The sequence below is a fragment of the Streptomyces sp. CNZ287 genome, assembly GCF_007827615.1.
In genome coordinates this window covers 1-24,083 of the sequence record NZ_VISV01000015.1, presented here as the reverse complement: position 1 = coordinate 24,083, position 24,083 = coordinate 1, and the positions used below count along the sequence as shown (strand labels likewise).

The 24,083-nt window shown below is 74.4% G+C and carries 22 protein-coding genes and 1 pseudogene; 17 read left to right on the top strand and 6 right to left on the bottom strand.

Annotated features, from left to right (window positions below; genetic code table 11):
- The first annotated feature begins 407 nt into the window (after positions 1-407).
- From FB457_RS24425 to FB457_RS24410, 4 genes are all read left to right on the top strand, one after another.
- Complete coding sequence (locus tag FB457_RS24425; RefSeq protein ID WP_145783292.1) at positions 408-8,054, top strand: non-ribosomal peptide synthetase; 7,647 nt, start codon at positions 408-410, stop codon at positions 8,052-8,054.
- A 78-nt stretch (positions 8,055-8,132) separates the two neighbouring features.
- Positions 8,133-10,535, top strand: coding sequence for an ABC transporter ATP-binding protein (locus tag FB457_RS24420; protein ID WP_145783290.1), 2,403 nt, complete (start codon positions 8,133-8,135; stop codon positions 10,533-10,535).
- 97 nt (positions 10,536-10,632) lie between these two features.
- The gene (locus FB457_RS24415; RefSeq protein WP_047019427.1) at positions 10,633-10,857 is read left to right on the top strand and encodes an MbtH family protein; all 225 of its coding nucleotides are present in this window, start codon (positions 10,633-10,635) and stop codon (positions 10,855-10,857) included.
- A complete protein-coding gene (locus FB457_RS24410; RefSeq protein WP_047019428.1) occupies positions 10,854-12,263 on the top strand; it encodes an acyl-CoA dehydrogenase family protein in 1,410 nt (469 codons plus the stop codon). Before FB457_RS24415 ends, FB457_RS24410 begins: the two co-directional genes overlap by 4 nt.
- Positions 12,264-12,270: 7 nt before the next feature.
- Here the strand turns inward: FB457_RS24410 and FB457_RS24405 are convergent, their stop codons facing one another.
- The gene (locus FB457_RS24405) at positions 12,271-12,456 is read right to left on the bottom strand and encodes a hypothetical protein (protein WP_145783288.1); all 186 of its coding nucleotides are present in this window, start codon (positions 12,454-12,456) and stop codon (positions 12,271-12,273) included.
- A 198-nt stretch (positions 12,457-12,654) separates the two neighbouring features.
- Between FB457_RS24405 and FB457_RS24400 the strand changes: the two genes are divergently transcribed.
- The 13 genes and pseudogenes from FB457_RS24400 (at position 12,655) to FB457_RS24340 (ending at position 19,260) form a co-directional block, all read left to right on the top strand.
- Positions 12,655-12,894: a DUF5132 domain-containing protein gene (locus FB457_RS24400; protein WP_486589132.1), complete on the top strand. Its 240-nt coding sequence runs from the start codon at positions 12,655-12,657 to the stop codon at positions 12,892-12,894.
- Between the two features lie 115 nt (positions 12,895-13,009).
- Positions 13,010-13,275: pseudogene (locus FB457_RS24395) on the top strand (VOC family protein); the annotation flags it as partial.
- Positions 13,276-13,415: 140 nt separating this feature from the next.
- On the top strand, positions 13,416-13,754 hold the full coding sequence (gene gvpO / locus FB457_RS24390) for a gas vesicle protein GvpO (protein WP_047019430.1): 339 nt from the start codon (positions 13,416-13,418) through the stop codon (positions 13,752-13,754).
- A 38-nt stretch (positions 13,755-13,792) separates the two neighbouring features.
- A complete protein-coding gene (gene gvpJ / locus FB457_RS24385) occupies positions 13,793-14,332 on the top strand; it encodes a gas vesicle protein GvpJ (RefSeq protein WP_047019431.1) in 540 nt (179 codons plus the stop codon).
- 3 nt (positions 14,333-14,335) lie between these two features.
- Complete coding sequence (locus FB457_RS24380) at positions 14,336-15,109, top strand: GvpL/GvpF family gas vesicle protein (RefSeq protein ID WP_145783286.1); 774 nt, start codon at positions 14,336-14,338, stop codon at positions 15,107-15,109.
- Position 15,110: 1 nt separating this feature from the next.
- Positions 15,111-15,434 carry a gas vesicle protein GvpG gene (locus FB457_RS24375; protein ID WP_164492619.1) on the top strand — a complete coding sequence of 108 codons (324 nt, stop codon included), beginning with the start codon at positions 15,111-15,113 and terminating at the stop codon, positions 15,432-15,434.
- Positions 15,431-15,982, top strand: coding sequence for a hypothetical protein (locus tag FB457_RS24370; protein ID WP_253911548.1), 552 nt, complete (start codon positions 15,431-15,433; stop codon positions 15,980-15,982). Before FB457_RS24375 ends, FB457_RS24370 begins: the two co-directional genes overlap by 4 nt.
- A complete protein-coding gene (locus FB457_RS24365; protein WP_047019433.1) occupies positions 15,979-16,986 on the top strand; it encodes an SRPBCC family protein in 1,008 nt (335 codons plus the stop codon). Before FB457_RS24370 ends, FB457_RS24365 begins: the two co-directional genes overlap by 4 nt.
- Positions 16,983-17,366: a gas vesicle protein gene (locus tag FB457_RS24360; RefSeq protein ID WP_047019434.1), complete on the top strand. Its 384-nt coding sequence runs from the start codon at positions 16,983-16,985 to the stop codon at positions 17,364-17,366. Before FB457_RS24365 ends, FB457_RS24360 begins: the two co-directional genes overlap by 4 nt.
- Positions 17,366-18,202: a GvpL/GvpF family gas vesicle protein gene (locus FB457_RS24355; protein WP_047019435.1), complete on the top strand. Its 837-nt coding sequence runs from the start codon at positions 17,366-17,368 to the stop codon at positions 18,200-18,202. Before FB457_RS24360 ends, FB457_RS24355 begins: the two co-directional genes overlap by 1 nt.
- Positions 18,203-18,205: 3 nt before the next feature.
- Positions 18,206-18,445 (top strand): gas vesicle protein, encoded by a 240-nt coding sequence (locus FB457_RS24350; RefSeq protein ID WP_047019436.1) that lies wholly within the window; start codon positions 18,206-18,208, stop codon positions 18,443-18,445.
- Positions 18,442-18,750 carry a gas vesicle protein K gene (locus FB457_RS24345; protein WP_047019437.1) on the top strand — a complete coding sequence of 103 codons (309 nt, stop codon included), beginning with the start codon at positions 18,442-18,444 and terminating at the stop codon, positions 18,748-18,750. Before FB457_RS24350 ends, FB457_RS24345 begins: the two co-directional genes overlap by 4 nt.
- Before the next feature lie 132 nt (positions 18,751-18,882).
- The gene (locus FB457_RS24340; RefSeq protein WP_145783285.1) at positions 18,883-19,260 is read left to right on the top strand and encodes a hypothetical protein; all 378 of its coding nucleotides are present in this window, start codon (positions 18,883-18,885) and stop codon (positions 19,258-19,260) included.
- 40 nt (positions 19,261-19,300) lie between these two features.
- Here the strand turns inward: FB457_RS24340 and FB457_RS24335 are convergent, their stop codons facing one another.
- The 5 genes from FB457_RS24335 to FB457_RS24310 all read right to left on the bottom strand — a co-directional run.
- A complete protein-coding gene (locus tag FB457_RS24335) occupies positions 19,301-19,726 on the bottom strand; it encodes a CBS domain-containing protein (protein WP_145783283.1) in 426 nt (141 codons plus the stop codon).
- Positions 19,727-19,828: 102 nt separating this feature from the next.
- A complete protein-coding gene (locus FB457_RS24330; protein WP_047019439.1) occupies positions 19,829-21,313 on the bottom strand; it encodes an aminotransferase class I/II-fold pyridoxal phosphate-dependent enzyme in 1,485 nt (494 codons plus the stop codon).
- 116 nt (positions 21,314-21,429) lie between these two features.
- Complete coding sequence (locus tag FB457_RS24325) at positions 21,430-23,232, bottom strand: thiamine pyrophosphate-requiring protein (RefSeq protein WP_145783280.1); 1,803 nt, start codon at positions 23,230-23,232, stop codon at positions 21,430-21,432.
- Positions 23,233-23,324: 92 nt separating this feature from the next.
- Positions 23,325-23,648, bottom strand: a complete 324-nt coding sequence (locus tag FB457_RS24320) for a plasmid stabilization protein (RefSeq protein WP_145783278.1) — start codon at positions 23,646-23,648, stop codon at positions 23,325-23,327.
- A 286-nt stretch (positions 23,649-23,934) separates the two neighbouring features.
- A partial coding sequence (locus tag FB457_RS24310; protein WP_486589131.1) for a sigma factor-like helix-turn-helix DNA-binding protein occupies positions 23,935-24,083 on the bottom strand: 149 nt, incomplete at its 5' end.

Genomic DNA, 24,083 nt, shown 5'->3' with positions numbered 1-24,083 from the left:
AGCGGCACGGCCGCCCGCACCGCGTTCGGTCACGCCCACCCTGTGCCGCTCCCGCCTCGCCCACGCCCCACCGGCGCGTTCCCTCCTGAAGTCTGGCAGCGCGAACGGGCCCTTCACCGCCGAACGAGTGGCCGTCACCCTCGACTCGTACGTTCGAATGTCCCCGGGTCCCGAGCGGTGAACTCGCGCCGCCGTCCTTTCATCCGAGGCGACGCGCGCGCATCGTCCCGCGAGAGGCGGATGTCGGTCTATCGGACCGCAGATCACTCCTTCGAGTGCTATGTGGGTCTGAGTGCCGGAATGTCCAGCACCCGCTGGCACGATGATCCACATCTTCCTCCGCGGGCCTAAGCGCCCCAAGCCACCGTTCTCCAGCAGAGTTTGCCGCACCAGCAGGAGGTACGCCGTTGTCCCGTAGCCAGGTCTTCGCAGCGCACGGCGGCGCCGGCGCGCCGGTCCGCGACCGGCCGGCCGATGTACCGGACACCCTGCCGGTGACCGCGGGGCAGCGGGAGGTGTGGCTCGCCGAGCAGTACTCCCCGCACCACCGGTCCGCCCTGCGGCTCGGCGAGTACCTGGCGATCGACGGGCCCGTGGAGCGGGACCTGTTCGAGGCGGCGCTGCGCCATGTCGTCGGCGAGGCCGACGCGTTGCGCGTACGGCTGGTGCCGGGCGCGGACGGTCCCGTACAGGTGCTGGAGCGCGAACCGCCGTGGCAGCTCGCGTTCGTCGACCTCAGCGGCGCAACCGATCCCGAGGCGGCCGGGCGGGCGTGGGCCGACGCCGACGTGGCCCGGCCCATGGACCTGGCGCGGGGACCGCTGTTCAGCTTCGCGCTGCTCAAGCTCGGTCCCGACCGGTTCTGGTGGTATCACACGTACCACCACGCGGCGGTCGACGCCTTCGGCTACGCGCTGGTGGCCCGCCGGGTCGCCGAGGTCTACACGGCCCTCGTGCGGGGCCGGGAGGCCGGGCCCTCGCCCTTCGGCCCGCTGGCGGCGCTGGTCCAAGCCGATCGGAAGTACCAGGACTCGGCGGAACGGACCGCGGACCGGGCGTACTGGAAGCGGCAGTTGGCCGGCTGGACCCGCGCCGCCACCGCCGACGCGGGCGCCGTGCACGACGCCGCCGCGCGGCTGCCGCAGCAGCGCCCGGCGTCCGGGGGGCCCGGGGCGGAGGGGCCCGTCGCCTCGGACCCCGCGCAGCCGGCCGTGCCGCGCACCCCGCTGCTGCCGCTGCTGCGCCCCGAGGCGCTGCGCGCCGCCGCGCGGCGCGCCGGGGTCTCCCGCTTCCGCCTGGTGTTCGCCGCCGTCGCGCTGTACGAGCACCGCCGCACCGGCGCCCGCGACGTCGTCGTCGGCCTCACCGTCGCGGGCCGGACGGGACCGGCCTCCCGCACCACCCCGGGGATGCTGGCCAACAGCGTGCCCGTACGCCTGACCGTGCGGCCCGGCATGCCGCTGCGGGACCTCCTCGCCCAGGTCGACGACCGCATGCGGGAAGCCGTCGAGCACCAGCGCTACCGCGCCGAGGACCTGCACCGCGACCTCGGCCTGTCCCGCGGCCCCGGCACGGCGTACACGCCGATGGTCAACCTCATCGGCTTCGACTACGACATCTCCTTCGCCGGCCACCGCTGCACCGCCCACAACCTGTCGTTCCCGCTGGCCGCCGACCTCATGATCATGGTGTGGGACCGCCGGGACGGCACCGGCCCGCACATGCGGCTGCACGCCCCGCCCGGCGAGTACGGCACGGCGGAACTGGCGGACACCCAGCGGCGGCTGCTGGACGCGGTCGCACATCTGGCCGACGCCGATCCGGACCTCCCCGTCGGGCGGCTCGAGGCGCTGCCCGCCGCCGAGCGGCGGCAGTTGCTCGCGCTCGGCGACGCCACCGCGGCCGCCGCACCGCCCGCCCCGGTCGCGGCGCTCTTCGAGGCACAGGTGCGCCGGACGCCCGGGGCGCCCGCCCTGGAGTCCGCCGGCACCGCCGTGTCGTACGCGGAGCTGAACGCCCGCGCCAACCGGCTCGCGCACGCCATGGCGGCCCGGGGGATCGGGGCGGAGGACGTCGTCGCGCTCGTGCTGCCGCGCTCGGTGGACCTCGTCGTCGCCGAACTCGCCGTGCTCAAGGCCGGCGCCGCCTATCTGCCGGTCGACCCCGGATACCCGCCCGCGCGGCGGAAGTTCATGCTCACCGACGCCCGCCCCGCGCTGGTCCTGGACGACCCGCGCACCCTCGCCGAGCTGGCCGCCGGGCAGCCCGCCACCGACCCGGGCATCGTCGTCGACCCCCGCCGCCCCGCGTACGTGATCTACACCTCCGGCTCCACCGGCCGCCCCAAGGGCGTCATGGTGCCGCACACGGGCGTCGCGTCCCTCGTCGCGTTCCACACCGAGCGGCTGCGGATCACCCCCGGCAGCCGCATCCCGCAGTTGGCCTCGCCCGGCTTCGACGCCTGCGCCTGGGAGATGTGCGTCGCCCTCCTCACCGGCGCCACCCTCGTCCTCGCCCCCGGGGGCGACCCGCTGGCCGTCCTCACGGAACCCGGCTTCGGCATCACCCATGCCTTCGTGCCGCCTTCCGCGCTCACCGCGGTCGCCGAGCAGGACAGCCCCGTGACGACGCTCGCGGTCGGCGGCGAGCCGGTGCCGCCGGGGCTGGTCGCGCGGTGGGCCCCCGGCCGGCGGCTCATGAACGTCTACGGGCCGACCGAGACCACCGCGATGGTGACCACCAGCCTCCCGCTCACCCCCGACGGCACCGCCCCGCCCATCGGCAGGCCGCACTCCGGCACCCGCCTCTACGTCCTCGACGGCGCGCTGCGGCCCGTACCCGTGGGCGCATCCGGCGAGTTGTACATCGCGGGGGTCTCCCTGGCCCGCGGCTATCTGCGCCGGCCGGGGCTGACCGCCCTGCGGTTCGTGGCCGACCCGTACGGCCCGCCCGGCACCCGGATGTACCGGACCGGGGACGTGGTGCGCTGGCGCGCCGACGGCCAGGTGGACTTCGTCGGCCGCGCCGACCGCCAGGTCAAGATCCGCGGCTTCCGCATCGAGCAGGAGGAGGTCGAGGCGGCGCTGCTCGCCTGCCCCGGCGTCGCCCGGGCCGCGGTCCTCGCCCGCCGCGACCCGCCGGGCGGCGACCTGCGGCTCGTCGCGTACGTCGTGGCCGCCGAGGACGGCCTCAGCGGGCCCCTGCTGCGCGCGCGGCTGTGCGCCCGGCTGCCCGGCTTCATGGTGCCCGCGGCGTTCGTCATGCTCGGCGACCTGCCGCTGAACGCCAACGGGAAGGTCGACCGCGACGCCCTGCCCGCCCCCGAGCCGGACCCGGAGGAGGCCGCGGGCGCGCCGCCGCGCACCCCGCGCGAGCGGCTGCTGTGCGAGCTCTTCGCCGACGTGCTCGGCGTGCCGCGGGTCGGCGCCGACACCGACTTCTTCGCCCTCGGCGGCCACTCGCTCCAGGCCATCCGCCTGGTCGCAAGGATCCGCACCGCCCTCGGCGCCGACCTCGCGCTCAGCGCGCTCTTCGAAGCGCCGACCCCCGCCCGGCTGGCGGCCCGGTTCGGCGCCGGCCCGGCCCGGCCGGCGCTCACCGCGGCGACGGGGCCTGCGGCCGAGGCGGCACCGCTGTCGTACGCGCAGCAGCGGCTGTGGTTCCTGCACCGCGCCGAGGGCCCGGCCGCCACGTACAACATCCCCCTCGCGCAGCGGTTCACCGGCGAACTCGACCGGGACGCGCTGGAGCGGGCCCTGGGCGACGTCGTGGCCCGGCACGAGAGCCTGCGCACCGTCTTCCCCGACACCGGCGGCGACGGCACCGGGCCGCGGCAGCGGATCCTCGGCGCCGCCGCGGCCCGGCCCGCGCTGCCCGTCACCGAGGTGGCCGGCGCGGGGGAGCTGCGGCGGAAGCTGGCGGAGGCCGTGCGCTATACCTTCGACCTGGCCGTCGAACCGCCGCTGCGCGCCGAGCTGTTCGTGCTCGGCCCCGCTCACGCCGTCCTGTGCCTGGTCATCCACCACATCGCCGCCGACGGCTGGTCCATGGCCCCGCTCACCCGCGACCTGGCGACCGCGTACGCCGCCCGCCTGCGCGGAGAGGAGCCCGACTGGGCGCCGCTGCCGGTCCGTTACACCGACTACACCCTCTGGCAGTGCCGCCTCCTGGGCGCCCCGGAAGACCCGGACGGCCTGCTGCACCGCCAGCTCGCCCACTGGACGGCGGCGCTCGCCGGCCTGCCCGACGAGATCGCGCTGCCCCGCGACCGGCCCCGGCCCGCCGTCGCCTCGTACGCGGGCGGCCGGGTCCTGCTGCACATCGACGCGGAACTGCACGCGGCGCTCGCGGAGGTGGGCAGCCGCTCGGGCGCCACCCTGTTCATGGTGCTGCACGCGAGCCTCGCGGCGCTGCTCACGAGGCTCGGCGCGGGCACCGACCTGCCGGTCGGCAGCGTCATCGCCGGCCGTACCGACGAGGCGCTCGACGAGCTGGTGGGCTTCTTCGTCAACACGCTGGTGCTGCGCACCGACACCTCCGGCGACCCCGCCTTCGCGGAGCTGGTGGAGCGGGTACGGGACACCGCGCTGGCCGCGTACGCCCACCAGGACGTGCCCTTCGAGCGGCTCGTCGAAGCGCTCAACCCGCCCCGGGCCCCGGGCCGCCACCCGCTGTTCCAGATCGCGCTCTCCGTCGACGCCGACGAGACCGCGGAGTTCACGCTTCCCGGGCTGCGCACCTCCCGGATCCGGGTGCCCACGCGGACCGCCAAGTTCGACCTGGACATCGGCATCGGCGAGCGGCGCTCCGCGGCGGGCGAACGCCTCGGCCTGACCGGCACCCTCGACTACGCCACCGACCTCTTCGACCACGCCACGGTGCAGGACTTCGCCGACCGCTGGGTGCGCCTGCTGCGGGCGGCCGTGGCCGAACCCGGGCTGCCGATCAGCCGCATCGACGTGCTGTCCGGCGCCGAGCGCCGGCTCCTCGTCGGCAGCGCGGCCGCCGGCGCCGGCACCGGCGCAGACGCAGACGCGGACGGCGACGCCCACGCGGACGCCGACGCCGGTACGGACGTGGACGGCGACCGCGAGGCGGCGCCCGCGCGCACGCTCACCGAGCTGTTCGCCGTGCGGGTACGCACCACCCCCGGCGCGGTCGCCGTCGCGGCGGCGGGTACGGAGCTGACCTACGCGGGACTCGACGCCCGCGCCAACCGGCTCGCGCACGCCCTCGCCGCCCGCGGCGCCGGCCCCGAGGACATCGTGGCCGTCGCCCTGCCCCGCTCCGCCGACCTCGTCGTGGCCCTGCTCGCGGTCCTCAAGGCCGGCGCCGCCTACCTGCCCCTCGACCCCGGCTACCCGGCCCCGCGCCTCGCCGCCATGGTCGCCGACGCCCGACCCGTGCTGCTGCTCACGGACACCGCCACCGCCTCCGCCGGCACCCTCGGTGCCGGCGTCCCGCGGCTGCTGCTCGACGACCCGGCGCAGGCCGCCGAACCGGCGGAGCTGCCCGGCACGGCACCCGCGCCGGGACCGCGGCCCGGCCACCCGGCGTACGTCATCTACACCTCCGGCTCGACCGGCGCGCCCAAGGGCGTCGTCGCGCGGCACGCGAGCGTCGCCGCGGTCGCGGAGCGGTACGGGAAGCAGGTCTTCGGCCCGGTGGCCCGGCGCGCAGGCGGCCGGCCGCTGCGGATCGCGCTCACCGCCTCGGTGTCCTTCGACGCCTCCTGGGGGCAGCTCGCGGCCCTCACCGCGGGCCACGAGCTGCACCTGCCGGACGACCGTACGTGGACGGACGCGGACCGGTTCGTGGCGTGGCTCGCCGAACGGCGCATCGACAGCGTCGACGTCACGCCCTCGCACATGCAGGTCCTCTGCGCCCGCGGCCTGTTCGCGGACGGGCGACCGCGGCCCGCCCTCGCCGTCCTCGGCGGCGAGGCGCTGCCGGAAGGGCTGTGGCGGGAGCTGCGCGCGGTCCCCGGGCTGACCGCCCACAACATGTACGGGCCCACCGAGTGCACCGTCGACTGCGTGCAGGCGCGGCTCGACGCCACTCGCACTCCCGTGCTCGGCCGGCCCGTCCCCGGCGCCCGCGCGTACGTCCTGGACGCGGCGCTGCGCCCGGTGCCGCCCGGCGTGACCGGCGAGCTGTACGTCGCCGGGACCGGCCTGGCGCGCGGCTATCTGCGCCGCCCAGGCGAGACGGCCCTGCGGTTCGTGGCCGACCCGTACGGCCCGCCGGGCGCGCGGATGTACCGCACCGGGGACCTCGCCCGCCCCCGCCGCGACGGCCGGCTCGACTTCGCGGGACGCGCCGACGACCAGGTCAAGATCCGCGGCCACCGCGTCGAACCCGGCGAGGTCGAAGCCGCCCTCGCCGCCCATCCCGCGGTCGCCCGCGCCGCGGTGGTCGCCCGCGCCGACCAGCGCGGCGACACCCGGCTCGTCGGCTACGCGGTGCCCGCCGCCGGTGAGCCGGAAACGGCGGCGCTGCGCGCCTTCCTCCGCACCCGGCTGCCCGCGCACGCCGTACCGGCGGCGATCGTGGCGCTGCCCGCGCTGCCGCTGACGCCCAGCGGCAAACTCGACCGCCGTGCCCTGCCGGCCCCGGCCCCCGCCGCGTCCCCGGGCGCCGGCCGCGCGCCGCGCACCCCGTACGAGAAGGCCCTCTGCGAGCTGTTCGCCGAAGCGCTGGACCTGCCCGCCGTCGGCGTCGACGACGACTTCTTCGCGCTCGGCGGCCACTCGCTGCTCGCCACCCGGCTCGCCGGCCGCATCGGTGAACGGCTCGCCGTCCCCTTCGGCCTCTCCGCGCTCCTGGAAGCCCCCACCCCGGCCGGACTCGCCCGGCAGCTCGGCGCGGAAGGACCCCGGGCCGCGCCCTCCTGGGTGCCGGACTCCGAGGCGAAACTCAGCCCCGCGCTGCGGTTCACCGGCGCCCCGCCGCCGGCCGGCGGTCCCCGCGAGGTGCTGCTCACCGGCGCCACGGGCTTCGTCGGGGCCTTTCTGCTCGCGGAGCTGCTGGGGGCCACGACGGCCCGGGTGCACTGCCTCGTCCGGGCGGGCACCGCCGACGAGGCACACGAGCGGCTGGCCGCGGCGCTGCGCGGGTACGGCCTCGGCGCCGCTGCGGGCGACCCGCGGACCGTCGCCGTCCCCGGCGACCTCGGCGCCGTCGACCTCGGCGCGGGGCCGGAGCACTGGGCCCGGCTGCGCGACGGCGTCGACACGATCGTGCACGCGGGCGCACGCGTCCACCACGTCTCGCCGTACGCCCTGCTGAAACCTGCCAACGTCGAGGGCACCCGCACCCTGCTGGGCCTGGCGGCGGAGGGGCGGCCGAAGGCGTTCCACCACCTGTCGACCCTCGGGGTGTTCCGGGCGTACGGCGCCGGCGCCCCGCCCGTCACCGAGGAGTCGCCGACCGGCGGCGAGCAGCACCCGTACGGCAAGGGCTACTCCGCGAGCAAGTGGGTCGCCGACCGGCTGGTGGAGCGGGCGTTCGCGCGCGGCGCGAGCGGCGGCATCCACCGGCTGGGCCGCATCTGGGCGCACTCCGCGACCGGCGCCGTCAACCGCGACGACATGTACTCCCGGCTCCTGGTGAGCTGCGCGGAACTCGGCTGCCACCCGGTGGATCCCGCGCTCGACGAGGCGCTGCTCCCCGTCGACGTCCTCGCCCGCGCCGTCGTCACGCTGGTGCTGCGCGACGACGGCGGCCCGGGATCCGTCCACCACCTGCACCACCCGCGCCGCACCGGGCCCGGCGCCTTCATGGCGGGGCACGGCCGGCTGCACGGGACGCGCTCCGCGGCGGTCCCGCTCGCCTCCTGGCTGGGGCGCTTGCGCGCCGCGGGCGCACGCGGCCGGGAGCTGCCGATCGCTCCGTACCGCGAATACCTGGAGGACCTGGCCGGGACGGCCGGCACGAGAGCCCAACAGGTGTTCGACAACGGCCGGACGGTCGGGCTGCTGCGGCGGTACGGGGTCGGGATCCCGGACGTCGACGAGGCCGCAGTCGACGCGTACTGGACCTTCATGAAGCGCTAGCGCACGCCCGCCGTACGAGACCGACCGTCCGCGCCGCCGCCGCGGCGCCCCTTATGAGAGAACCGGTGGTTGCTTCCGATGACCTCGACCCTGGCCGCAGGCCCTCGCGCCAACGGCGTGGCCGTGGCGGCACCGCGCGCCCGCAGCGGGAACGGTGGCCGCGCCGTGCCCCGGCCGCGCTCGATCCTGCCCGGCCGGCAGCGCTGGGAAGTCGACCTCTTCCGCGGCAGACCGGGGCTTGCCCGGGTCGCGGAGGCGTCGCTGCGGCAGGCTCGCGGCATCGAGGACGTACGCGTCAACCCGGTCACCGGCCGGGTGCTGCTGCGGCACGACCACACCCTCGCCCCGCGCGACGCCGCCCGGCTGCTGTACGTCGCGGTCGACCGCGTGCTCACCGCCCTGCACACGCCCGCGGCGAACGCCCTGGGCGACGGCCCCGCCGCCCCGCCCGCGTACCTCCCCGAGGCCCGCCCACCGCGCGGTGCGGCAGGCACCGCCCGCAGGCTTCCCCGGATCCTGGGCCTCGGCTGCGCGGCAGCGGCGGCCGTCACCGGCGGGCCGCTGCTGCTGCGGTTCCTCAGGCGCCCCCTGCTCACCCTCGGCGCCGCCGCCGTCGCCACGGCCGTCGTCGTCCGGCGTGCCTGGCGCAGAACCGACCGGGCCCGGGAAGGGCCGGACGGGCCGGGACCACGGCGGCACGCGGTGCGGCGCATCGTCGGGCGGCACCGGCGCAAGTTCGGCGTGGCGGCGCTGCTTTCCGGCCTCTCCACGCTGGCGGAGATGGCGCTCTTCGCGCTCACCCCCTCGATCGTGCTGCTCGTCGCGCGCGGCGGCAGCGCCACCCTCACCCGGTACGGCATCGCCGGCATCTCCGCCCAACTGGGCACCCTCGCCGCCGCCGGCGCGCTCGCCTGCGCCGTCATGGCGGGCACCGGGTACGCCGCCGGAGTCGCCTGGCGCGGGGTGGCCCAGGACGTCGAGGACGACTGGCGCACCCGCACCTACGCCCACGTCCAGAGCGTGGCGCCGGCCGACCTGGAGAACGAGCGCGTCAGCCGCGTGAACGCCGTGCTGTCCGAGGACATCGGCCGGCTCGGCACCTTCGTCGGCACGAACATGCACGACGTGGTGCAGATGTGCGCCGGACTGGCGCTCCTCGTCCCGATGTTCCTGCTGCTCGCGCCGCAGCTCGCCTGGATCGCGTTCGCGCCGATCCCGCTCGTGGCCTGGCTCTCGTTCCGCTTCCACGAACGCGCGGTGGCCGACACCGCCGCCTGCGGCGAACGCCGGGCGCAGCTCAACAGCAGGGTGACCGAGAACCTGCACGCCCACACCACCATCAAGTCCGCCACGACGGAGGCGCACGAGATCGCCCGTATCGGCGAGCTGAACGGCCGGTGCAGCGAGGCCAACAGGTCCGCCGGGCGCAGCGCCGCGCTGCCGCCGCAGATCCTGCGGCTGGCCGGCGGCTCCGCGCTGGTGGGCACGGTGCTGCTCGGCGGACGGGCCGTGCTGCGGGGCGAGCTGGCGATCGCGGCGTTCGGCCCGCTGATCGAACTCCCGGGCATCGCCATGCTGAAGCTGTCCCGCGTCGGCAGCGCCTCCGACCACTACCAGCGCACCCTCGCCGCCCTGGAGCGGATCGAGCGGCTGCACGAGCTGCCCGTGGAACCGCAGGGGGGCGCCGGGACCGGTGACCCGGCCGCAGCCGGCCGGGAACTGCCCCTGCGCAGCCTGCGGGGGCGCATCGAGCTGCGGAAGGTGACCTTCGCCTATCCCGGCCGCGCACCCGTGCTGCGCGACACCTCGCTGATCATCCCGCCGGGCCGGACCACCGCTCTCGTCGGCACCACCGGCGCGGGCAAGACCACCATCGCCAAGCTCCTCATGCGCTTTCGCCACCCCGAGCGGGGACAGGTCCTGCTCGACGGCACCGACGTGCGCACCCTGGCGCTGCCCGACCTGCGCCGGGCGATCGGGTACGTCGCACAGGAGCCGTTCCTCTTCGACGCGACCATCGCGGAGAACATCCGCTACGGCACCTTCGAGGCGACCGAGGCCCAACTCGTCGCCGCCGCCCGCACGGCGGGAGCGCACGCGTTCATCGACGGCCTCCCCGACGGCTACGACACCCGCGTCGGCGAGCGGGGCGCGGCGCTCTCCGGCGGCCAGCGCCAGCGGATCGCGCTGGCCCGTACCGTCCTGCGCGACCCGCCGGTCGTCATCCTCGACGAGGCCACGTCCGCCGTGGACAACGAGACCGAGGCCACCATCCAGCGGGCCCTCCAGGTCTTCGGCGCCGACCGCACGATGCTCGTCATCGCCCACCGGCTCTCCACCGTCCAGTGCGCGGACCGCATCTACGTCATGGGCTCCGGGGGCACGGTCGCGGAGCGCGGGACGCACGACGAACTGGTCGCGCTCGGCGGCGTCTACAGCTCGCTGTGGAAGCTCCGGTCGGGCAGGCCGGCGCTCATGTAGCAGGTGGTCATTCCTTCAGGCGGTAACGACACGCGGAGCCTCAAGAAATTCCGCTGAACCGAGACAGTGAACGTCCGTTGAGAACCAGGAGCGTGGAATGACGCACGCGACCAATCCGTTCGAGGACGACGAAGCCCGTTTCCTGGTGCTCGTCAACGACGAGGGCGAGCATTCGCTCTGGCCGGCCTTCGCCGAGGTACCGCGGGGCTGGCGCGTCGCCCTCTCCGAGGACACCCGGCAGGCGTGCCTGGAGTACGTCGAGAGGACGTGGACCGACATGCGGCCGCGCAGCCTCGCCGAGCCGGTGGACGGTGGCCGATGACACCGCCACGGGCGGCCTCCGCACCGGCCGGCTCGGCACGGCCGGGGGCCGCACCGGCCCGCCCCGCCCGCGAACTCCCGCCCCCCGGCGGCCCGTACGTGCCCTCGCCGGAACTCCGCGCCGTCCTCGCCCGCCACCCCGCGCTCGCGGACTTCGCCGCCCGCGTCACGGACTTCCTCGACCGGCATCTGCCCGAGCCCGTCACGGAGGAGGCGCCCCGGCCGCCCTGGCTCGAACTGCGCGGGCACGCGGCCCGGGCCGGGCTGACGGGCTTCGACGTGGCGGCGCGGGGCGGCGGCGGGGACGCGGCCGACGGCGCCGGCCACGCGCCGGGCGGGGGCCGGGGCGCGGCCGTGCCCCCGGGGCTCGAACGGGTGGCGCAGGGGCTCGCGATGTACCTGGCCGGACGGCGCGACTGTGACGCGCGCGAGGTCTTCAGCTCCGGCCACGGCGCGATGGCCCTGCGCTACGGTCCGCCCGCCGTCGCCCACGCGGTACGCGACCGGGTGGTCGAGCGCGGCGAGTTGGCGGGCGTCGCCTCCAGCGAGCCGCACTCAGGCTCGGATCTGCGCGGCCTGCGCACCGTGGCGGTGGACCACGGCGACCACCTGGTGGTGTCGGGCACCAAGGGGCTGGTGAGCCGGGTGGAGGAGGCCGTCGGCTTCGTGGTCTTCTGCAAGGTGGTCGCGCCCGAGCAGGCCGCCGCCCTGACCGCGGAGGGCGCCGACGCCGGTGACCGCGCGGCCCTGCGGGAGGTGCCGCTGTCGGCGCTCTGGCTGCCGATGGACGCCCCAGGCGTGCGCACCCAGACCGCCGCCCCGCTGGGCCTGCGCGGCTGGAGCCTGGGTCATCTGCACTTCGACGGCGTACGGGTCGGGCGCGACCTGCTGCTCGGCGCCCCGGGCGACGGCCGCCGGATCTTCGACGCGCACTTCGCCGGCTGGCGGCTGATGATGGCGCTGGTCTGCCTGGGCGCGGCGGGCGCCGCGATCGACGAGGCCATGGCGCGCACCCGCCGGCAGAGCGTCGGCAGGACGTCCCTGGCGAGCATCCCGTCGGTGGCGTCCCGGCTCGGTACCGCGGCGGCGGAGGTGCAGGCGGCCACCGCCTGGTGCTTCTCGCTGCTGGAGGGCCTCGACCGGGACGCGGACGGGGCCGGCGTGGCGGCGTGCTCCGCGGCGAAGGCCCTGGCCACGGACGCCTCGTACCGCGCGGTCGACCTCGGTCTCCAGCTCCACGGCAGCGACGGGTACACGTGCCACACTCCGATGGAGAAGCGCCTCCGCGACATCCGCGGGCTCCGTATCGCCGACGGCCCGAACGACGTCCTCTACAGCGTGCTGGCGCACGCGCTGCTCGAAGGCCCCCGGGCGGGTGTGCGGGTGGTGCGGCAGCGGCGGGTCTGAGCGGAGGTCAGGGGAGCTTTCCGCGCAGCGCGGAAAGATAGAAGGGGATTCTCTTCACGGCCTTGCGTGACACCGGGAAGACCTCGATTTCGCCGCACCTGTGGTCGTTGATGGTGAGCAGGTATTCGCCGTCCGCATGCCGCAGTTCCGCAGAATAGAGAAGGTCGTCGTCCCGGTTTTCTCGGTCATTCACGCGGGAAACGATAGGTCAAGCCGGGATGGGGAAGAAAGACTCTATCCCGCGGCACTCGAAAGAGTGAAGGCTCGCAGGTCATGGTGGTAGGAAGTCCGCTTCGTCCGCTAGTCTCTGAATCGGCAGTCGGAACGTGAAATGGACGTGAAAGGGCGGGTGTCGGCGATGCTCCCAGTGCTTCCTGTGTTTTTGGTCGGAGTGGTTTCCGCGCCTCTTGTCAAGAAAGCGGTCAGGCCGGTCGTCCGCGGCACTATCAAGACGTCCGTGAAACTCGCGGTCGATGTGAAACGGGCGGCGCACGAGATCAACGAGGACATCAGCGACATCGCCGCCGAGGCGAGCGCCGAAGCCTTCGCCGCGGACGTCCGGGGTGACGCGGACGTACTGCACGCGGGCGCCAAGAAGCCGCGCGGGGGCAAGGCGGTGGCGACCGACTGACCCGGGAGGCGTGCCCGGCGGCCTCGCGATGCCGGAGCCGTATGGCTCCGAGCCGCGTTGCCCGCTGGGTCGCGCGGGCCCGTACGCGAGGCCGTCGACGGCCCGCAGCGTGAACGACATCTGGTACGACCTCCGCACGCCCGGCGCTACCCGGACCGGCTTCCAGCGTGCGCCCGGCTCCGGCCGCCGTCCTGGCCCCGCGCGGACGACACCGCACAGCAGCTCCACCTCGATCTCACCGTCTCGGACATGGAAGCAGCGCAGGCGCGTGCCCTCGCGCTCGGGGCGCGGCCGCTGGACTTTCACGACGACGGCGGCGAGCGGAACTTCCGCGTGTACGCCGACCCGGCCGGACACCCCTTCTGCCTCTGCCGCACCTGACGCCGGCACCCCCGGGCTCGTGCCGCCCGGGAGTACGCGCGGGGCACGCGGGCACCTGCCGCGAAGCCGGTTGCCCGCCCCGCTCCCCGTATGGACCACCACCACGTGCGGGGGCGTCGCACCCGCCACAGACTGGCCCTGTGTCCGAGCAACGTGAACGGCGGGCCCGACCCGCCGCGAAGTCAACCTCGAAGCGCGCCTCCGGGAGCAAGGCCGACCACGCGGTCGACGAGCCCGAGGAGGCCGCCCGCCGCGCGTGCCGCAGCCTGGCCCGCCTCATCACCCACGAAGCCGAAGGCGTGTCGGCCGTGCGCCGGGCCGAGGAGGGCTGGCGGGTACACGTGGACGTGCTGGAGGTGCCGCGGATCCCGGATACGACCAGCCTGCTCGCGACCTACGCGGTGGAACTCGACAGCGGGGGGCGCCTCGTCGAGTACGAGCGGATCAGGCGCTACCGGCGCGGCGCGCGGGACGACTGACGGCGGCGACGCCGTTCCCCTGGAAGAGGAAGAGCCCTATGTCGACGACCACCACCACATACAACGAGGCCGCAGTCTGTGTCCCGCGCGCCGGAACCCTCTACGACGTCCTTGAACTCATCCTCGACCGCGGCATGGTCATCGACATCTTCGTCCGGGTGTCGCTCGTCGGTATCGAGATCCTCAAGATCGACGCCCGCATCGTGGTCGCCAGCGTCGACACCTACCTCCGCTTCGCCGAGATCTGCAACCGCCTCGACCTCAACGAGGACGCCTCCACCAGGACGGTCCCGGACCTCTTCGCCGGCATGTCCCGCAGCACCATCGCCACCACCGGGGCCAAGAAAGCCGCGAAGTCCCTTGGCGGCCGAGTGAAGGAGGCGATCGGGATCGACGAGGACGACGACCGGGAGGACGAGTACGACGAGCGGGACGCGGAGGAGACGGAGAAGGCACCGCCCCGCAAACGTACTTCGGGCACCCGCTCCACAACCGCCAAGAAAGCCGCCAAGAAAACCGCCAAGAAGACCGCCTCGAAGACCTCCGGCCGTTCGGGCCGGCACTCCAGGGCGGCGTGAGCGGTGGCCCCCTCTCCGCTCTACGTGTACGCGGTCGTCCACGCCGACCTGGCACTGCCGCTCGGCCTCTGGGGCGTGGGCAGGCCGCCGGCCCCGGTCCGGCTGCTGCCCGCGGGCGAGCTGGCCGCGGTCGTCAGCGACGTCCCGCACGATCTGCGCGCACGCAGGCGCGATCTGACCGGCCATCAGGACCTGCTGCTGGCCCTCTGCGCGGCGGCCCCCGTTCTGCCGATGCGGTTCGGGATGGTCGCCGACGACGAGGAGACGGTACGGAGCGCCCTCGACGCCGCGGCCGCGACGCACCTCGACACCCTGCGACGGCTCGACCGCCGCACCGAGATGAACCTCAAGGCCATGCCCGCACAGGGCGGCGTGGAAGCACTCGTACGGGACGACCCGGCCGTGCGGCGGCTGGCGGCGGACGTCCGCCGGCGGCCGACCTACGAGGGCAACGTCCGGCTCGGCTCGGCGATCGCCGAGGGTCTCGCCCGGCGGGCCGCCCGAGCCGCCGACGGCGTCGCGCAGGAACTGGCGGTGCTCGCCGACGAGCGCGTCCAGGGCGCCGAGGTGCCCGGGTGCGTGCTCAACACCTCCTATCTCATGCCGCATGCGCACGCGGAACGCTGCAGAGAGCTGGTCGACCGCAGGGCGGCCGAGCTGCGGGACCTGGTGGAGCTGCGGCTGACGGGCCCGCTGCCGTGCTACAGCTTCGTTCCCCGGGAGGGCGGCCGTGCCGCCGCCGGTACCGCCCCGCGGCCCGTAGCGGTGAGGAGCTGACATGGGTCTGCTCAGCGGGCTGATGCTGCTGCCGCTGGTGCCGGTGCGGGGCGTCGAGTGGGTCGCGGGCCGACTGCTCGACGCCGCGGAGCAGGAGCTCTACGACCCAGGCACGCTGCGGGTCCAGCTCGGCGAACTGAACCGAGCGTACGAGGCGGGGGAACTCGGCGAGGAGGAGTTCGAGCGCGAGGAGGAGCGCATTCTCGACCTGCTGGAGCAGCCCGGCACCGCCCTCGCGGCGCTGCCGTCCGAACCCGGCGGCCCCGGCCACGCCGGTGGCCCCCACCACCCCGACCACCCTCTGAGCCCAGGAAGTGGGTCATGACAGACAGTTACAGGACGACCATGCTTGCCGGAGTCGCCGGGGGCTACCTCCTCGGCAGGACGAGGAAGGCCAAGCTCGCCCTCACCGTCGCCGCCCTCGTCGCGGGCAGGCGGCTCGCCCCGCAGGACCTGCTGGGCGCGGGCGCGCGGCGGATCGCGGACTCGCCGCAGCTCGCGGCGGCGTCCGGCCAGGGCACGGACCAGATGGTGACGGCCGCGCGGTCGGCGATCGGCTCGCTCGTCGACCGCCGGGTCGCGTCCCTCAGCGACTTGCTGCGCGAGCGTACGGACCGCCTCGGCGCACCGGGGGAGGAGCGCGAGGACCGTGACGCAGATGCCGGGCGGGATGAGGACGACGAGAGCCGCGACCGGCACACCGCCGAGTCGAAGCGGAGGCCCCCGGCGCGTAGGAAGACGGCCGGCACCGCCCGGCCCACCACCTCCGGGCCGCGGCAGAAGGTGGCCGCCGGTGCCGAGCGCGGCAGCCGCGGCACCGCGAAGAGCGCGCGGACGACGGCCGACCGGCCCTCAAGGAGGCAGCGGCCATGACACCGCAGCGCGGAAGTACCGACACCGACGAGACCGCAGACGCCGCGCCGCTGGCGCGCTTGCGCGACGAGCTCCTGGAGTACCTGGGCGCGGTCGGCAAGCACGCCGTCGGGAAGGCCACCGACAAGCTCACCGGCATCGCCGAGGGCAAGCTCGCGCACGACGGCGGCGGCGCCCTCGCCGAGACCGCGGCCCGCGCCGTCAAGGGTGAGAACCCCGTGAAGGCGCTGGCGGCCGAGAAGGCGAAGGACACCAAGGACAAGGTCGTGGGCAAGGCGAAGGAGGCCGTCGGCGCGGACGGCGGCGGGAGCAAGCCGGGCGACCTCAAAGCGATCAACATCATCGAGCACGTCGACATCGGCCGTCCACTGCGTGTGGTCTACGACCACTTCACGCAGTTCGAGGAGTTCGGCGGCTTCATGAACGGCGTCAGCAACGTCACCCGGGACCCCGAGGACGAGACCAAGACCACCTGGAAAGTACGCGTCTGGCCCTCCAGCCGCAGCTTCGACGCGACCGTCTCGGAGCAGGTACCGGACCAGCGGATCGTCTGGTCGTCCGAAGGGTCGAAGGGAACGACGAGCGGCGCCGTGAGCTTCCACGTCCTGGACGACGAGCTGACGCGCGTGACGGTGGTCGTCGAGTACTACCCGTCGGGGTTCTTCGAGAAGACCGGCAACATCTGGCGCGCCCAGGGCCGCCGGCTCCGGCTCGACCTCAAGCACTTCCAGCGCTACGTCACGCTCCAGTCGGAGGACGCGGAGGGCTGGCGCGGCGAGATCCGCGACGGCGAGGTCGTGCGCAGCCACGAGGAGGCCATGGAGGAAGAGGAAGGCGAGGAGGACGAGCAGTACGAGGGCGAGGAAGACGAGGAGGAAGAGAAAGACGAAGGCGGCGAGGAGGAAGAAGAGGACGAGGAAGAAGAGGAAGACGAAGGCGGCGAGGAGGAAGAGGACGAGGAAGAAGAGGACGACGGGCGGCGGCGAGGGGGCCGGAGAAGGTGACGGATCATGTCCTTGACCGGCCCCTCACCCACCTGCCCTCCACCCCCTCGGGACCGGCCAACCTCGCCGACATCCTCGAACGCGTCCTCGACAAGGGCATCGTCATCGCCGGAGACATCAAGATCGACCTGCTCGACATCGAGCTGCTGACCATCCGCCTCCGCCTGTTCGTCGCGTCCGTCGAGACGGCCAAGAAGGCGGGCATCGACTGGTGGGAGACCGATCCGGCGCTCTCCACCCGTGCGCACCGCGACGCCGTCGACGAGGAGAACGCGCGGCTGCGCGAGCGCGTCGCGGAGCTGGAGGCGAGCGTGGAGGGCCACCGGCCCGAGCGTGCCGGGGCGGACGGCTGGGAGTCCGTACGGAAGGGGCACCACTGATGACCGGGACGGTACGCGGGGCGGCGCAGCCGGACGCGCCCGCAAGCACGGCCACGTACGTCTACGCGGTCTGCCGCGGCGGTGACGAGTCCGCCCTGGCCGGGTTGCCGGGGCAGGCGCCCGGCGCCCCCGTGCGGCTGCTCCGCTTCGGCGATCTCGCCGCCGTGGTACAGGACGTGCCGGCCGCGGAGTTCGGCGAGGACGCCCTGCGCGAGCGGCTGACGGACCGTACGGAGCTGGAACGCTGCGCCCGTGCCCACCACGCCGTCGTCGCCGCTGCGGCCACCGCGGCACCGGTCCTGCCCCTCCCGCTGGCGACGATCTATCGCGGCGACGCGCGGGCCTCGGCCGCGCTCGGCGCCGACCGGGACCGCTTCACCGCGGCCCTGCGGCGGATCGCTGGCCGGGCGGAGTGGGGCGTGAAGGTCTACGCGCGGCCGGCCGGGAGCCACACCGCGCCTGCCGCACACACGCCGGAACGCAGGGACGACGGGCGCACGGCAGCCCGCCCGGGGCACGCGTATCTGGACCGGCTGCGCGGCGCGCGGCATGAGCGGGAACGGCGGCAGGAGGCCGGTCTCCAGGCGGTCGAGGAGGTGGACCGGGTCTTCGCCGATCTCGCCGTCGCCGGACGGCGGCTGCGTCCGCATGACACCGGCCACACCCCGGGGCGCGGCGTGCATCTCCTGAACGGTGCCTACCTGGTCGACGAGGCGCGCGCCGCCGAGGTCGCCGACGCGGTACGCCGCCTGCGGCAGAGACCGGAGTGCCGGGACGTCGAGATCGAACTGACCGGCCCGTGGGTGCCGTACTCGTTCGCGGAAGCGGGTGTGTGACCGGTGCCGGTGGGTGAACACGTGGGCGAGGTCGTCGCCTGGGAGGAACCGGACCGCGGCGCCCCCATCGGGGTGCCGCTGGTGGACCTGCTCGACCGCGTGCTCAACACGGGCGTCGTGGTCAGCGGCGACCTCGTACTGGCGATCGCGGAGGTGCCGCTCGTGCGCGTTTCCCTGCACGCGCTGCTCTCGTCCATCAACGAGCGCGTGGCCGCTCCGTGGGGAGACGGGGGTCCGCTGTGACGCTGACCTCGCACCGGACGGCCCGCGAACCGGCGGCCGGCCGGCTGGACCTCGACCCCGACCGGGTCGGCCGCGACCTGGTCTCCCTCGTTCTGACCGTCGTCGAACTGCTCCGTCAGCTCATGGAGCGGCAGGCGCTTCGCCGCTGCGACCAGGACGACCTCACCGACGAGCAGGTGGAGCGGATCGGCACCACGCTGATGCTGCTCGACCAGCGCATGGACGAACTCTGCGCGGAGCACGGGCTGTCCCGCGACGACCTGAACCTGGACCTCGGGCCGCTCGGCACCCTGCTCGCGCGCTGAGCGGGCCCGCCCCGGCCGGGCGCCGCAGGGCGGGCTGCCCCGGCCGTGGCGCATGCCCGCGGTGGTTTCGCGGTACCCGGCTCAGGCGGCCGCGGGTTCGCGCGGCCGGTCGAGTTCTGGAGCGTCGTCGTGATGTCGTGGTTCCCCGTCCTGGGGACGGTCGGCTACGTGGCCGGCATACCGCTTGCCGCCCGGTTGTTCTACGGGCTCCTGCGGCGGCAGATCATCTTTCTCGACGGCCGCGAGCGCACGGACCCGGTCGGGTACTTCGATACCCACGACCGTCCCGGGGTGACGGCCGCCGCGGTGGCCGCCGGGCTGCTCTGGCCGCTGACGGTCCCGGTGTACGCCGCCGGGCGGATCGTGGTCACCGTCGTCACCGCACGTCCCAGGCGCAGCCGGTACGAGCGCCGCCTGGACGCCCGGCACGTACACGAGCGCATCCGGCAACTCGAAGACGAACTCGGCATCCCGGACGAGGCGCCGGAACGGGACCGGACCCGGCGGTGACGGGTCCGGTCCCGGTGGCGGCGCCCGGTGCGGGGGCGGGTCAGTTGTTGGGCATCGCCATGCTGATGTCGCTCAGGGCGGACGCCGGGTCCCGTTCCACCGCCACGTCGCCCAGGGAGACGACCCCGAGGACGCCGCCGCCCTCGTCGACGACGGGGAGCCGGCGCAGCGCGTGCTCGCGCATCAACTCCACGGCGTGGTCCACCCGTTCGCGGGGCCCCACGCTGACCAGCTCCTGGCTGCAGGCGTCGGCGACGGTGGTGCTGCCGGGGTCCCGTCCCGCGGCCAGGACGCGCAGCACGAGGTCGCGGTCGGTGACCAGCCCGCGCAGCTCGTTGTCGTCGGTGACCAGGACGGCGCCGATGTCGTCGTCGCGCATCCTGCGCGCCGCTTCCGGCACCGCGGTGAGCGTGCCCACCGCTACCGGGGCCGCGGTCATGATCTCGTGGACCTGCTGATCGGCCATGGCTGTCTCCTTCGCCTGGGGGTACGACGGCCCGGTGCCGTCGGGCCGGACTTCCCCGGTACCCGTCAGCCGGACGTTCAGACACCCGCTACCGGCCCGGTGTCAGGCGCCCGGTGCGGGCCCCTCGCCGGCGAGCACCCGGACCGTGCGCAGCCGGGGGTCCGCGGCGTCCGGGACGTACATGCCCGCGCGGATCCCGGTGGCCAGGTAGTCCAGCACCGGGCCGTTCAGCCGCTCCCCGGGCAGGGCGACGGGGATCCCCGGCGGATAGGGCGTGAGCATCTCGGCCGCCACCCGGCCCGCGGCCTCGCCGATCGGTACGTCGGCCACGGCGCCGAAGTAGGCGTCGCGCGGCAGGCAGGTCTGCTCCAGGCGCAGTTCGGCCGCGGACGGCACGGCGACGCGCGCCGGCCGGGGGAGTTCCGCGGCGTGCGCGGCGAGGTCCCGTAGCGCCTCCAGCAGCGCGCCGGCGGTCGACTCGTCGTCGGCGTGGGTGAGCTGGGTGCTGATGCGGCGATGGTCGGCCAGGTGGGTGGTGAGCCGGTGGTGCCGGAGCAGCCAGTCGGCCGCGGCGTAGCCCGAGAGGTCCAGCCCGGCCAGGTCGATGACGACGGGCAGCGGGTCGAGGGCGGCGGCGAGCCCGGTGCCGGCGTATTCGGCGTGGCCGTCCACGTGGAGTCCGGGGATGTCCTCGATCCGCGCCCGTACGTGTGCGGCCAGGTCCAGCGCGCGGTCGAGCAGCCGGGGGCCGTGCAGGGCCATCTGCCGGCGCCAGCCGTCCAGGCCGGCGTAGATGAGGACCGACGGGCTGGTGGTGCCCAGCAGGTCGGCGCGGGATCGGAGCACCGCGGGATCGATGCGGTCGCCCTGCAGGTGGAACACGGAGCCCTGCTCCAGACCGCTGCCCATCTTGTGGATGCTCGTCACGCACACGTCCGCGCCGGCGTCCATCGCCCAGGTCGGCAGCCGGTCGGAGAACGGGAGGTGGGCGCCCCACGCCTCGTCCACGAGCAGCGGACGTCCGCGCCGGTGGCAGATGCCGGCCAGCGCCGCCAGGTCCGCGCACGAGCCGTACGGCGTCGGGCTGGTCACCAGCGCACCGCGGGCGTCGGGGTGCTCGGTGAAGGCGCGCTCGTACGCCGCCGGGGACGGCGGATGCGCCAGGTGCCGCTCGTCGTCGAAGGACGGCTCGACCCACACCGGGCGCAGTCCCGACAGGATGAGCCCGGAGACCACGGACTTGTGCGCGTCCCGGCCCACCAGGAGCTTCTCGTACGGCCCCGCCACCGCCAGCATCGCCGCCTTGACCGACAGCGAGCTGCCGCAGGTGGAGAAGAAGGTGTGCTCGGCCCGTACGGCGTCCGCCATCAGCAGCTCGGCGTCCCGCAGCACGCCGCCTGAGGCCCGCCGGTCGTCCAGACCGCTGATCGCCAGCACATCGGAGGCGAACACGGCGTCCCCCAGCACCTCGCGCACCTCGGGATCCGCGCCCCGGGCCTGCTTGTGCCCGGGCGGGGTGAAGGGGAGCAGGCCGTCCCGCCGGTAGTGGCCGAGTGCTTCAAGCACCGGGGCGCGCGAGTGATCCATGCCGCCGCCCTATCCGGTGGTGCGGCGGTGACCGCCGCCGACTGCCGTCTGCCCCGGCGCTTCGGCCCGTACGGTGCCGACGGCTGTCGCCGGTCTCCCCATGGTCCGGGCGGGCGTCACCGTTCCTCGCGGCGGTCGCGGCCCGGCAGCATCTCCTGGGCTTTGGCCTTGATGCCCTGGCGGAGCATGGCGGCGCGGTCGCTGTCGCCCTTGAGGACGGAGGCCGCGGCGGCTTCGATCTGGTCGAGGGTCGCGTGCGGGGGGATGGGGGGTACGGCCGGGTCGGTGTGGAAGTCGAGGACACAGGGCTCTTCCGCGGCCAGGGCGGTCTCCCAGGCGTGCTGCACCTTGTCCGGCTTGTCCACGCGGATGCCGCCCAGGCCGAGGGAGCGCGCGAAGTCCGCGTACGCCACGTCGGGCAGGGACTGCGAGGGCAGGAACTGGGGTGCGCCGTTCATGGCCCGCATCTCCCAGGTGACCTGGTTGAGGTCGTGGTTGTTGAAGACCGCCACGATCAGCCGGGGATCTTCCCAGTCCTGCCAGTACTTCTGGATCGTGATCAGCTCCGCGAGGCCGTTCATCTGCATCGCGCCGTCGCCGACCAGGGCGATCGCGGGCCGCTCGCCGTGGGCGAACTTCGCCCCGATCGCGTAGGGGACGCCGGGGCCCATGGTGGCCAGCGTGCCGGAGAGCGATCCGCGCATGCCGTCGCGCAGCCGCAGGTGGCGTGCGTACCAGTTGGCGGCGGAGCCGGAGTCGGCGGTGAGGATGACGTTCTCCGGCAGCAGGCCGTTGAGGCAGTGCACCACGTACTCGGGGTTGACCGGGTCGGCGTCGACCGCGGCGCGCCGCTCCATGACCTGCCACCAGCGCGCGTTCTTCTGCTCGATCCCCTTGCGCCAGCCGCCGTCCCGGGCCTGCCGCAGTTGCGGCAGGAGCCGCCGCAGCGTCGCGCGGGCGTCGCCGACGAGGTTGACCTCGAACGGGTAGCGCAGACCGACCATGTGCGCGTCGACGTCGATCTGCACGGCGCGCGCCTGGCCGTACTCGGGGAGGAACTGGGAGTAGGGGAAGCTGGAGCCGATGACCAGCAGCGTGTCGCAGTCCTGCATCAGCTCGTACGAGGGCCGGGTGCCCAGCAGGCCGACCGCCCCGGTGACGTAGGGGAGTTCGTCGTCGAGCACGTCCTTGCCGAGAAGCGCCTTGGCCACGCCGGCGCCCAGCCGGTCGGCGACCTCCATGACTTCCCGCCGGGCGCCGCGCGCGCCCTGGCCGACGAGGATGGCGACCTTCTCGCCCGCGTTCAGCAACTCCGCGGCGCGTTCGATGTCGGGCTCCGCCGGGACGGGGTCGTAGTTCGACATGTCGATGCTGGAGGGCACCATCTTGAACGCGTGCTCGGGCGCGGAGTAGTCGAGGTCCTGCACGTCCGCCGGGATGATGAGGGCGGTCACCGTCCGGCGGGCGATGGCGGTGCGCATGGCGCGGTCGAGGACGTTGGGCAACTGCTCCGGGACGGTGACCATCTCGCAGAAGTCGGAGGCGACGTCCTTGTAGAGGCTGAGGAGGTCCACTTCCTGCTGGTAGGAGCCGCCCATGGCGCTGCGGTTGGTCTGCCCGACGATCGCGACCACGGGGACGTGGTCGAGCTTGGCGTCGTACAGGCCGTTGAGGAGGTGGATGGCGCCGGGCCCGGACGTGGCGGCGCACACGCCGACCCGGCCGGAGAACTTGGCGTAGCCGACGGCCTGGAAGGCGGACATCTCCTCGTGCCTGGCCTGGACGAACCGGGGACTGTTGTCCGCCCGGCCCCAGGCGGCGAGGAGCCCGTTGATGCCGTCGCCGGGATAGGCGAAGACGTGCTCGACCTTCCACGCGCGCAGCCGTTCGAGGACGTAGTCCGAGACTTTGGTCGGCATGCTGTGGCCTTTCGATGACGCGGGTGCGGGTGCGGGGACCCGGACGCCCGCACTCGGCCGTACGGGTGGCGACCGGGTCCCGGCCGCGGCTCTCAGCGCCCGAGCTTGCGCTTGAGCTGGGCCTTGTTCATGGACGAGCGACCGCGGATGTTGCGGCGCCGGGCCTCCGCGTAGAGCTGGTCGTACGTCGGCCCGCCGGGGCCCGAGTGGGAGCGGAGACCGCCCCTGCGGCCGGAGGAGATGTCCCTGGTGGAGGTACGGCTGGCGGTGCGGGCCTCGCCGGTGCGGGCGCGTTCCTTGTTCACCGTGCGGGCGGCGATCTCCTTCGCCCGCCGGGTGCCGGTGCCGCGCCGTTGCGCACCCTCCTTGATGTGCTCGTACTGACGTTCCCGTTTCTGGCTGGATCTGCTCGGCATGTGTGCCTCCTGTCGGCTTCGTTCGGTCGGATCACACCATCGTGTGCCACCCCCGGGACGACATCAAACGGACAAGAGGTGCCCTGCTCGCCGCGACCGGGGAGACTTGCCCTTATGGTGCAAATCGGATACACGATGATGACCGAGCAGGCGGGGCCGAGGGAGCTGGTCGACCACGTCGTCGCGGCCGGTGTGATCCGTGAACTCCCGCGGGGACGTTCGCGGGTACGGACGCGGCGGGTACCCCGATTCCCGGAGCCGATGCGGTCGGCGGGGGGAGGGCGATCTACGCGGCGGTCCGGTCCATTTCCACGCGCGCGTACACCCGCTCGCAGGTACGGCTGATCAGGCGGGAGACGTGCATCTGGGAGATGCCGAGGTGTTCGGCGATGCTGCTTTGGGTCATGTCGCGGAAGAAGCGGAGGTAGAGGATTT